We start from the raw sequence: 10299 nt of genomic DNA, 5'->3' as shown, positions 1-10299 counted from the left end.
CCGTCGTGCCACCCCCTCGCCTCTGCTCCCGGACGCCGCCTTCTCCGGGCGTCCGGATGCCTCGTACCGGGCGGGCGCCACCTCAGTTACCCGGACGTCCCACCGGTCGTTCTCCACAAGTTATCCACAGCCTGTGTACCGACCGATTGTGGCCGCCCGCCGGGCGCGGGTCGGACCTGCCCCCCTGCCGTGGTCGGGCGCTGAAGCGGGTTCACCGTGCCGAACGATTCACCACCGTGTCCGGTCTTGCCTGCCGGCGACATCCCCGGACCTGGAGACGCTGACCGCAATCGGGCACGGTAACAGCGTTGTCGCCGCGGCATCAACCGTCGACGCACCCGGCGCTTGTCGGCATGCGGGAAAACCGCCCCTGCGGCCGGCTTTGCCGCTGGTGGCTGCGGTGGTCGGGAGGGTTTGACGGTGATTGCACCCCGACCTAGGGTAGAGAGGCTGCTCTCACGCCCTCTGCTAGGGTGATGGGTGCTTGCTGCCCACAGTCGTTCTCTCCGCGCGCCGAGGTGTCGCGGAGTTCGGAGCGGCGTCGCACCGCCTGGGCAGCACCGATCGGGGCCACCACAGCGGCGGCCTGGACCACCACGACCCGGGCGATCATCCGCCCGGGGCGTCCGACAACGGAGAGCCTGACGTGAGCAAGCGCACCTACCAGCCGAACAACCGCCGGCGCGCGAAGACCCACGGCTTCCGGCTGCGCATGCGCACCCGGGCCGGCCGCGCCATCATCTCGACCCGTCGTGCCAAGGGCCGCGCCCGCCTGTCGGCCTGAGGCCGACCGGGTCTGCTCCGGGGGACGTGGGCGTCGTGCTGGCAGCCGCGCAGCGACTGCGGCGCAGTAGCGACTTCGCCGCAGCGGTTCGCGGTGGCCGTCGGGCCGGCCGAGGCACGCTTGTCGTCCACCTGACCCTGCCGGGCACAGCCGGATCCACCGAAACAGCGCCGAAGCCGGCGCGGGGTGGCACGGAGGCGGACTCCGCGCCGATTCCCCGCGCCGGCTTCGTGGTTTCCAAGGCCGTCGGGCCCGCGGTGGTTCGGAACAAGGTCCGCCGCCGCTTGCGGCACCTGGTCCGGGACCGGCTCGATGCCCTGCCGGCCGGCAGCACCCTCGTCGTACGCGCTCTGCCGTCGGCGGCCGACGCCACGTACCAGCGGCTCGGTGCCGACCTGGACGCTGCGCTCAGTGCCGCCGCGACCGGTCGAGGACGGCGACGGTGAGCACCGAGCCGCAGGCGGCCCGGCCGGCCACCGCCGGTGCCCGGGTGCTGGCGCTGCCCATCATCGCGTACCGTCGGTGGATAAGTCCGGCTCTGCCGGCCCGCTGTCGGTTCTACCCGTCGTGCAGCGCTTACGCCCTTGAGTCGGTGGTGCGGCACGGCGCGCTCCGGGGAGCCGCGCTGACGGTCCGGCGGTTGTCGCGCTGCCACCCATTCCATCCTGGTGGATACGACCCGGTGCCGGAGCCGGGCGGCCGCCGAGCTGCCGACGTGACTGGAGCCTGAGAATTGAGTCTCGACTGGATCTACTACGCGATTTCGTGGATCCTGCTGGCCTGGCATTCGGTCTGGGACGCCATCGGGGTTCCGGATACCGCGGTCCTCGGCACCAACTGGTCCTGGATCCTGGCCATCTTCTTCCTGGTGGTCACCGTCCGGGTGATCCTGTTCCCGGTCTTCGTCAAGCAGATCAAGTCGCAGCGGGCGATGCAGGCGCTCCAGCCCCAGGTGAAGGCGCTACAGGAGAAGCACAAGGGTGACCGGGAGACGCTCCAGAAGGAGATGATGGAGCTCTATCGGAAGGAAAAGGCCAACCCGCTCATGGGCTGCCTTCCGATGTTCCTCCAGATCCCCGTCTTCCTCGGCCTCTTCCACGTGCTCCGGCGGCTCAACCCGGATCGCGGCGAGGGTGCCAAGACGCTGTACGGCTGGACCGTGAGCCAGTTCGACAGCGCCTCGGTCGCCACGCTGTTCACCGCACCGATCGCCGGGAAGTTCGGCTCCACCGCCGAGGAACTGGCCCGGCTCGGCGCGAACGGCACCACCGTCAAGATCATGGCGGGTGTGCTGGTGCTGGTGATGATGGGCACCACGTACCTCACCAGCCGCCAGATGATCCTCAAGACCGGCTGGGCGGAGGACCCGCAGCAGCGGATGATCCAGCGCCTGATGCTCTACGGCATCCCGCTGTCGCTGCTGATCTCCGGTGCCATCTTCCCGATCGGCGTGATCATCTACTGGGTCACCAACAACCTCTTCACCCTCGGCCAGCAGCAGTGGGTGCTGCGCAAGTTCCCGCCGCCCGTGACGGCGACCAGCAAGCCGGGCACCTCCGGGCGCAACGGCGCGCAGCCGGCGAAGACCCGTGGCCTGCTTGGCCGGAGCAAGCCCGCCCCGACGCCGCCGCAGCCGGCCGCGCCGAAGGTCGCCGGGCCGAAGCCGGGTGCCAAGCCGGTCAACCCGAAGAAGGGCCGCCCAGCCAAGCGGAAGGGCTGAATCGTCCGGGCCGCCGCCAGCTTCCGGCGGCGGCCCGTTGCGCGACAGCGGCACCGCCGCAAGGTTGGCAGCGCAGGCGCGAACCGCCGCGCGTGCCGTGGCGGACGGGCGAGACTGCCCCTACAGACGACGTGCCCGTGGGCACCGGCGACGTCCAGCCGGCCGCGGGAAACCAGCGGACCCTCAGGTCCGGCCGAGCGAGTACGGAGATGACACCGTGACCGACACCAGCATCCCCCGCGCCGACCAGCCCCTGGACGACGAGCCGACCGCGACGGCTCCGGTCGACGGCGAGCTGGCGGAGACCGACGCGGAGCCGGCGCCGAGCAAGGCCGCCGGTGAGAGCGATCTGTTCCGGCAGAGCGAGATCGCCGCTGACTACATCGAAGGACTGCTCGACATCCTCGACTACGACGGCGACATCGACGAACTGGTGTCCGGTGGTCGGCCGGTGGTCGAGGTGGTCGGTGGCCGCCTACAGAACCTGGTCGGCCAGCGTGGTGCCACCCTGGAGTCGCTTCAGGAACTGGCCCGGCTCGCCGTCTTCCGGCAGACCGGCTCGCCGAGCCGGCTGCTGCTCGACATTGGCGGCTACCGGGCCAACCGCCGCAAGGAACTCGCGGCCGTCGCCCGCAACGCCGTCGAGAAGGTGAAGGAGCACGGCGAGCTGGTGCGGCTGGAGCCGATGTCGGCGTTCGAGCGTAAGTGTGTGCACGACGTGGTCAACGCGATCGACGGGGTGGAGAGCGAGTCCGAGGGTGTCGAACCCAACCGGCGCATCATCGTCCGTCCGGCGGACTGAACGGGTGGCTCGGGACGACGTCAACGCTGGTAGCCCGTCCGGCCCGGGTGGTACGCCGCCCGGGCCGCCGGCTGCCCGGCCCGAGCCGCCCCGGCCGGTGCGGTCACCGGACCCGGCGGTGGCGGTGTTGCCGCCCGAGTTGGCCGAGGCGGCCCGGCAGCTGTTCGGCGACCGGCTCGATCTCGCGGCCGCGTACGCCGAACTGCTGGCCACCGACGGCGTGCTGCGCGGCCTGATCGGCCCGCGCGAGGCTCCCCGGATCTGGGATCGCCACCTGCTCAACTGCGCCGCTGTCGGCGAACTCATTCCGACCGGCGCGACCGTGCTCGACGTGGGCTCCGGTGCGGGGTTGCCCGGCCTGGTGCTCGCCATCGCCCGGCCCGATCTTCGGGTGACGCTGATCGAGCCGCTGGCCCGGCGTACCGCCTTCCTTGTGGAGGTCATCGACGAGCTGGAGTTGTCCGAGTCGGTCCGGGTGTTCCGCGGCCGGGCGGAGGAGGTGGCCGCCGGGGCGGAGCCGGTGCACGGCGAGGTGGTGACGGCCCGTGCGGTCGCACCACTGGACCGGCTCGCCGCCTGGTGCCTGCCGCTGGCCGTACCGGGCGGACGGCTGCTCGCCCTGAAGGGTGCCTCGGCGGCCGAGGAGGCGGTCGAGCATGCCGAGGCGGTGCACCGTCTCGGCGGTGCACCGCCCGTCCTGCACCGGTGCGGCGCGGGCGTGGTCGATCCGCCGACCACCGTGGTGGAGATCGTGCGGGAGCGGGTGGTCGGCCCGACGCCCAAAGCGGCGTCCCGGAAGTCGCGCGCCGGTCGGTCCCGTCGGCGCTGACGTCGGTCGGGACCGACCGGACCGGTCGCAGTGCCACTCGCACCGCACACCCCGAACGCCCGATTGAGATCGGTTCCCGGCCGGCCAATCTGGGCCCCTCGCTCAACTGTGATCGGCGGGTTGCGAACCCGACGTGGACCGGCCGCGCCCATGCGCCGTAGGCTGACCGCGCGTCGATAGTGTGGAGCGGGCGGCGATGTCCTCCGGGGCCCGACTGCTTCCGCCGGGCGGTACCTCTGCGGAGAGCGCGCGAGTGGCCCGGTTGACGGGGTGCGGACCGACCATCCGAAGCGGGCAGGGATGACAGGTGCATGACGACGGCAGGTACGACGATAAACGGGTGACCGGGTCAGCGGACGACCCTGTTTCACGTGAAACCGAATACCGGGGTTGGCCCTCCGCTGGGGTGCCACAGCACTCGCCGGACTCCGAACGGGCGGCACCCACGTCGGGGGCCCCGTGGTCGCCGACGCGAGATGCGGCGGACCTCGCCGGCCGACCCGCAAACGCCACTCCCGAGGCACGGGTGATCCCGATCCGGCGGAACGTCTCGGCATCGGCCCGGTTCGAGGCGGCGTCGCCGCAGCAGCAGGCACCCGGCGTGGTGCCGGACCCCCGTCCGGCGTCCGACCCGGCGGAGTCCTACGGCTCGGCCGTCGCTGACGCCGCGTACGTTTCACCTGAAACCCCGACGCGCGAAGAGGATGATCCACCGTTGGCTATGGAGGCGATGCGCGCCGTGCAGATCCTGAACCCCAGTGGCGAGGTGAACATGCCTCGGCCGGAGCGGACCCGGGTCATGTGCGTCGCGAACCAGAAGGGCGGCGTGGGCAAGACCACGACCACGGTGAACCTGGCGGTGGCGCTCGCCCTGCACGGCAACCGGGTACTGGTGGTCGACCTCGACCCGCAGGGCAACGCCTCCACCGGGCTTAACGTCCCGCACCACACGGGCGTACCGGATGTCTACGACTGCCTGATCAACAGCGTGCCGCTGGAAGACGTGACCCAGGCGGTGGAGGGCATCCCCAACCTCTGGTGCGTACCGGCCACCATCGACCTGGCCGGTGCCGAGATCGAGTTGGTGTCGGTGGTCGCCCGCGAGTCCCGGCTGGACCGGGCGATCACCGCGTACCCCGGGCACTTCGACTACGTCTTCATCGACTGCCCGCCGTCGCTCGGCCTGTTGACGGTGAACGCGCTGGTGGCCGCGCAGGAGGTGCTCATCCCCATCCAATGCGAGTACTACGCGCTGGAAGGGCTGAACCAACTGATCAACAACATCAACCTGGTCCGCCAGCACCTCAACCCGCGACTCGCGGTCTCCACGATCCTGCTCACCATGTACGACCGGCGTACCCGACTCGCCGACGCGGTGGAGCAGGACGTCCGGAACCACTTCGGCGACAAGGTGCTCCAGGCGGTGATCCCGCGTAACGTGCGGGTCTCGGAAGCACCGAGCTACGGCCAATCGGTGATGACCTACGATCCCGGTTCGCGGGGGGCGACGAGCTACTTCGAGGCCGCCCAGGAAATTGCCGAGCGAGGGGTCAAGGAGCCGGTGAGCCGGAATGCGTAAGGCGAACGAGGCGCTGGGAGGCGTGGCATGAAGAACCGTCCTCGGGGTGGTCTGGGACGGGGCCTTGGGGCGCTCATTCCGACCGGTCCCGCCCCGGACGCTGGCACCGACCTCGGTGCCGCACCGGCGGCGAGCGGGCCGGCCGACGGGGGTCCGCTGGCCGTGGTGGCGCCGCCGGCACCACCGATCACGCCGGATCCGATCCTCAGCCCGGTGCCCGGCGCTCGCTTCGCCGAGATCTCGGTCGACTCGATCGTGCCCAACCCGAAGCAGCCCCGGCAGGTCTTCGACGAGGAGGCCCTGGAGGAACTGAAGACCTCCATCCAGGAGGTCGGCTTTCTCCAGCCGATCGTGGTGCGCCAGCTCGACGACGAGAAGTTCGAACTCGTCATGGGCGAGCGCAGGTGGCGGGCCGCGCAGGCGGTCGGCCGGGAGAGCATCCCGGCGATCGTCCGCGACACCCGTGACGACGCGATGCTGCGGGACGCGCTCCTGGAGAACATCCATCGGGCGAACCTGAACCCGTTGGAAGAGGCCGCCGCCTATCAGCAGCTGCTGGAGGAGTTCGGTGCCACCCACGAGGAACTGGCTCGCCGGATCGGGCGTAGCCGGCCGCAGATCTCGAACACCATCCGGCTGTTGAACCTGCCGGCCCAGGTGCAGCGCAGGGTGGCCGCCGGAGTGCTTTCCGCCGGACACGCTCGGGCGCTGCTGAGCCTGGAGGACGCGGACACCCAGGAGCAGCTCGCGCTGCGGATCGTTGCCGAAGGGCTGTCGGTCCGGGCGACCGAGGAGATCGTCGCGCTCGCCCTGACCGAGGGGCCGAGCAAGAAGGAGACGGCCAAGCGCCGGCCGAAGCCGCACGCGCCGGCCCTGAACGATCTCGCCGACCGACTCTCCGACCGCTTCGACACCCGGGTGAAGGTCGACATCGGGCGGAGCAAGGGCAAGATCACCATCGAGTTCGCCACGGTCGACGACCTGGAGCGCATCGTCGGCATCATCGGCGTCGAACGCGCCGAAGCCGAGATGTAGCGAAGGCCCGCGCCGGTCAGCCGGCCTCGGCCGTTCCAGCCCTCTCCCGTTGACCGGGCCATTCCGCGTACGTACGGCCGCTCGGCCTGCCCGAGGGCCAGGGCGGCCCGGAACGGACCCGCGCCGCGAACGCTGCTTTCCAGTCCAGAGTCGCCGGATGGTGGCGGCGAGCTGAGGCGACCCCGCCGCCGGCCGGTTTCACGTGAAACCGGCCGGCCGTCGACCTAACGCCGCCGTCGGGGTCGGAGCTGTCCGGGGTGTGGTCCAGCGGCCAATCGGGCTCTGCACGCGATGGTTGCCGTGCGGGGTGGAGGGGCGCGCCCCTCCACCCCGCACGGCGTCGCACGGGAGGTGCGGCCTGCCGGTTGTCGGCCCTGCCAGGGTCGCGCGGACGGTGTCGCGCGGACGGTGCGGCGCGGACGGTGTCCGCCCACAGCGCACCGCAGCCGCTCTGTGCGCCCTGGGTCGCTGTCTACCTGGGCCGAGCGCCGTGGATCGCTCTGGCGTCGGCTCAGCAGGTTGCCGGGGCCATTCGCGGGAGCGACGGTATGCGGACGGCAGCGGATCTCAGGCGAGTGAGTGGCGGGCGCTTCCGACGGTGCGCCGCTGACCATCCCTAAGCGGGCCCAGGCCACGGGGCAGCGGATCGGGTCTGGGTTAGCCCGATGGGCTGGCGTGCCTGATCCGGGGCGGGGGTAGCCCGGGTCTGCCGTGTCTGAGCGAGCCTTGCCGGGCTCCGGGAGTAGCCCTGTCGAATCGAGCCTTGCCAGGCCCTGAGGGTCGCCATGTCTGATCGGGCCCTGAGCCGGTCCTCGGCCAGCAGTTGCCGACAGCGGGTCGGTACCTGCTCGCTGCCGCGCCTGACCGGCCTGGGTGGATTTCGAGACCTGCCGTGTCCGATCGGTCCTCGGCGGACCTGGCGCTGCCGTGTTTCACGTGAAACGGGGCACGATCGAGTTGGCCCGGGTACGCGGTCAGGATGCACCCGAAGCCCTGGCATGTTATCCACACCGGTTGTCCACAGGCCGTTTCTGTTTCACGTGAAACGAGAGGCGAAACCCCTTGTTGTAGCGGGATGTCGGCGATTGCGCGGCACCTGCCGAGCCTGTGGATATCTCTGGGGACAGTCGGTGAGTCGGAGGGGTCGGGTGGCTGGACCCGGACCGAACCGAAGGCGATTCAGGTAGGGACAGCGGTGCTGGACTCGGTTAGGGTCAGCCTCGTGCACGACACCCCTCCCTCAGTCCCGGACTTCACCCAGTGGCCGTCCTTCCCCTTCGAGGGCGAGCTGCGGATCAAAGCACTCGACGATCCGGTGCCGGTCGAACCGCCCCGCAAGGGCGAGGCCGACCGGGAATGCACCGCGTGCCAGGCGCCGGATGAGGCGTACATCTGGGTCGGCGAGCGGTGGCGCGTACGCGCAATGGACCGTCCCACCGGCCTGCCGATGGTCCTCATCCTGGAGTCGCGGTCGCACCTCGATCTCGGTGACCTGCCCAACCTGCTCGCCGCCGAGCTCGGTGTGATGACCGTACGACTCGAACGGGCCATCCGGTCGTTGGACGGAGTGGCTCGGGTGCATGTCAACCGCTGGGGCGATGGCTCCGCTCACCTGCACATGTGGTTCCTCGCCCGGCCGTACGGGCGGCTGCAACTTCGGGGCACCTTCCTCTCCCTCTGGGACTCGATCCTGCCGCCCATCTCCGAGGACAAGTGGCGGGAGAACCTCGCTCTCGTGGCGGCATGGCTCGCCGAGTTCGGCGGTCGGCCGCTGGCGGAGCCGCCCCGGATCCAGTGGCAGGCTCCGTCCAGTCTCACCACGCAGTCCGCTCCGGTGGTGGCGACGAAGGCACCGCAGGGCGGATCGCTCTTGGACGCCATCGGCGAGACAGCCGAGCCGCCGGCTGCGGAGGCGTCAGACCTGGGCGTATGGCCGGGGCCAACCGGGACCGCGACCGAGGGGCCGGATGCGGATGCACCGGACCCGGGCGTACGGCCGGCGTCGACCGGGACCGCGACCGAGGGGCCGGAGACCGAGGTGCGGTCAGCCTCGACCGAGGCCGCGTCGGCGGCTGCCGCCGTACCGTCGCCGCGTCCGTCGCCGGAAGGGCAGCGCGGTGAGCTGGAGTCTGCCCTCCCGGGGGCGAGTCAGCCGGAAAGCCTCGTCGGTGCCGCAGCCGCCGCCGCATCGGCAGACGGGGAGAGCGAGTCGGCAACTGCCCGTCGTACGGCGGACTCGCCGACCCGCAACGCCACGGCAGAGGCTGATGCTGCGGGTGTCGAGGCGCCGCCGGCTGGATCCGCTGGTGAGGTGACCGGCCCCACCGACCGGCCGAGTACCGCCTGAGTAGCGACCAGGACCTGGCGAATCTCGTCGCGGACGCCCGTCCTGGTGACCGGCCACGGCTGGTCGTGCTCAGCGACCACGACGGGAACGTCACGACCTGCCTGGCCCACGGGAACGTCACGACCTGGCTGGCCCGGTTCAGCTTGACGCAAGTGTTAAGAAGGGGCCCCGGTACAACGCCAGGCGTTAAAAGGGGGCCCTTCCTTGCACCTCAGCGGGTGGTGGCGCGGGCGACCAGGGTGGCGATCACCCGGCCGAAGTCCAGGCCGGCGGCCTGGACCGAGAGTGGCAGCAGCGACGTCTCGGTCATCCCCGGGGAGACGTTCACCTCCAGTACGTGCGGCTGGCCGGCCGAGTCGACGATCAGGTCGACCCGGCTGAGGTCCCGTAGGCCGAGGGCGGTGTGCGCGGCCAGCGCGACCTCAGCCACCAAGTCGGCCACCGCCGGTGCCAGTCGCGCCGGGGTGTGCCAGGTGGTCCGTCCGGCGGTGTAGCGGGCGGCGTAGTCGTAGACACCGTTGCGGGGCACGATCTCGACCGGTGGCAGGGCCTGCGGGCCGTCGCCCAGGTCGATGACGGAGACCGCCACGTCCATGCCGGCCACGTACCGCTCCACGAGTGCGGTCGAGTCGTACGCGAAACAACCGACCATGGCGGCCGGTAGCGATGCCGTGTCCCGGACCACGGCGGCGCCGAGCCCGGAGCCGCCCTGCGCCGGCTTGACCATCAGCGGCAGCCCCAGCCGGTCGACGATGCGGTCCAGGACGGCCACCGCACCCAACTCGCTGAACCGGTCGTGCGGTAGCGCGACCCAGTCCGGGGTGGCGATGCCGGCCTCCCGGAGCACCGCCTTGGCCGACGGCTTGTCCCAGGCGAGTCGGGAGGCGCGGGCGTCGCAGCCGACGTACGGGACGCCGCAGAGGTCGAGCACTCCGCGCAGCGACCCGTCCTCACCGGTGGCACCGTGCAGCGCGATCACCACGGCGTCGGGCGGGTCGGCGTCCAACGCCGGCAGCAGAGCGACGTCGGCGTCGCGTAGCTCGGCCTCCATCCCGACCGCCCGCAGCGCGTCGAGTACCCGGCGGCCGGAGCGCAGCGACACGTCACGCTCGTAGGACAGGCCACCGGCGAGCACGAGCACGCGCAGTTCGCCGGTAGCGGCTCCGGACACGGGGGTTTCTTCGGCAACGTTGGCACCCATGC

General features: G+C 71.1%; 10 protein-coding genes. 9 read left to right on the top strand and 1 reads right to left on the bottom strand.

Features of this window, described 5'->3' with window-relative positions; all coding sequences use genetic code 11:
* Positions 1-646: 646 nt before the first annotated feature.
* From rpmH to QQG74_RS31530, 9 genes are all read left to right on the top strand, one after another.
* Positions 647-784, top strand: coding sequence for a 50S ribosomal protein L34 (gene rpmH, locus QQG74_RS31570; RefSeq protein WP_013736606.1), 138 nt, complete (start codon positions 647-649; stop codon positions 782-784).
* 35 nt (positions 785-819) lie between these two features.
* Positions 820-1230, top strand: a complete 411-nt coding sequence (gene rnpA, locus QQG74_RS31565) for a ribonuclease P protein component (protein WP_341721473.1) — start codon at positions 820-822, stop codon at positions 1228-1230.
* Positions 1227-1514, top strand: a complete 288-nt coding sequence (yidD, locus tag QQG74_RS31560) for a membrane protein insertion efficiency factor YidD (protein ID WP_341718246.1) — start codon at positions 1227-1229, stop codon at positions 1512-1514. The genes rnpA and yidD overlap by 4 nt, the downstream gene beginning before the upstream one ends.
* Before the next feature lie 3 nt (positions 1515-1517).
* Complete coding sequence (gene yidC / locus QQG74_RS31555) at positions 1518-2504, top strand: membrane protein insertase YidC (protein WP_341718245.1); 987 nt, start codon at positions 1518-1520, stop codon at positions 2502-2504.
* 217 nt (positions 2505-2721) lie between these two features.
* Positions 2722-3306 carry a R3H domain-containing nucleic acid-binding protein gene (locus QQG74_RS31550; protein ID WP_341718244.1) on the top strand — a complete coding sequence of 195 codons (585 nt, stop codon included), beginning with the start codon at positions 2722-2724 and terminating at the stop codon, positions 3304-3306.
* A 4-nt stretch (positions 3307-3310) separates the two neighbouring features.
* Positions 3311-4135: a 16S rRNA (guanine(527)-N(7))-methyltransferase RsmG gene (gene rsmG, locus QQG74_RS31545; RefSeq protein WP_341718243.1), complete on the top strand. Its 825-nt coding sequence runs from the start codon at positions 3311-3313 to the stop codon at positions 4133-4135.
* Between the two features lie 307 nt (positions 4136-4442).
* The gene (locus QQG74_RS31540; RefSeq protein ID WP_341718242.1) at positions 4443-5714 is read left to right on the top strand and encodes an AAA family ATPase; all 1272 of its coding nucleotides are present in this window, start codon (positions 4443-4445) and stop codon (positions 5712-5714) included.
* Between the two features lie 27 nt (positions 5715-5741).
* A complete protein-coding gene (locus tag QQG74_RS31535) occupies positions 5742-6749 on the top strand; it encodes a ParB/RepB/Spo0J family partition protein (protein WP_341718241.1) in 1008 nt (335 codons plus the stop codon).
* Positions 6750-8196: 1447 nt separating this feature from the next.
* Complete coding sequence (locus QQG74_RS31530; RefSeq protein ID WP_341721472.1) at positions 8197-9096, top strand: hypothetical protein; 900 nt, start codon at positions 8197-8199, stop codon at positions 9094-9096.
* Positions 9097-9307: 211 nt separating this feature from the next.
* Here the strand turns inward: QQG74_RS31530 and QQG74_RS31525 are convergent, their stop codons facing one another.
* On the bottom strand, positions 9308-10297 hold the full coding sequence (locus QQG74_RS31525; RefSeq protein WP_341718240.1) for a D-alanine--D-alanine ligase: 990 nt from the start codon (positions 10295-10297) through the stop codon (positions 9308-9310).
* Positions 10298-10299 lie beyond the last annotated feature (2 nt).

The sequence above is a fragment of the Micromonospora sp. FIMYZ51 genome, from assembly GCF_038246755.1.
Classification (GTDB): domain Bacteria; phylum Actinomycetota; class Actinomycetes; order Mycobacteriales; family Micromonosporaceae; genus Micromonospora.
The sequence above is the reverse complement of the archived record's forward strand: the minus strand, read 5'-3'. Positions and strand labels throughout refer to the sequence as shown.

What these genes read in the sequence shown, in the direction of transcription:
- QQG74_RS31535 (WP_341718241.1), top strand. Translation starts at nt 5,742, where the DNA reads ATGAAGAACCGTCCTCGGGGTGGTCTGGGACGGGGCCTTGGGGCGCTC.
- QQG74_RS31530 (WP_341721472.1), top strand. Translation starts at nt 8,197, where the DNA reads ATGGTCCTCATCCTGGAGTCGCGGTCGCACCTCGATCTCGGTGACCTG.
- QQG74_RS31525 (WP_341718240.1), bottom strand. Translation starts at nt 10,297, where the DNA reads ATGGGTGCCAACGTTGCCGAAGAAACCCCCGTGTCCGGAGCCGCTACC.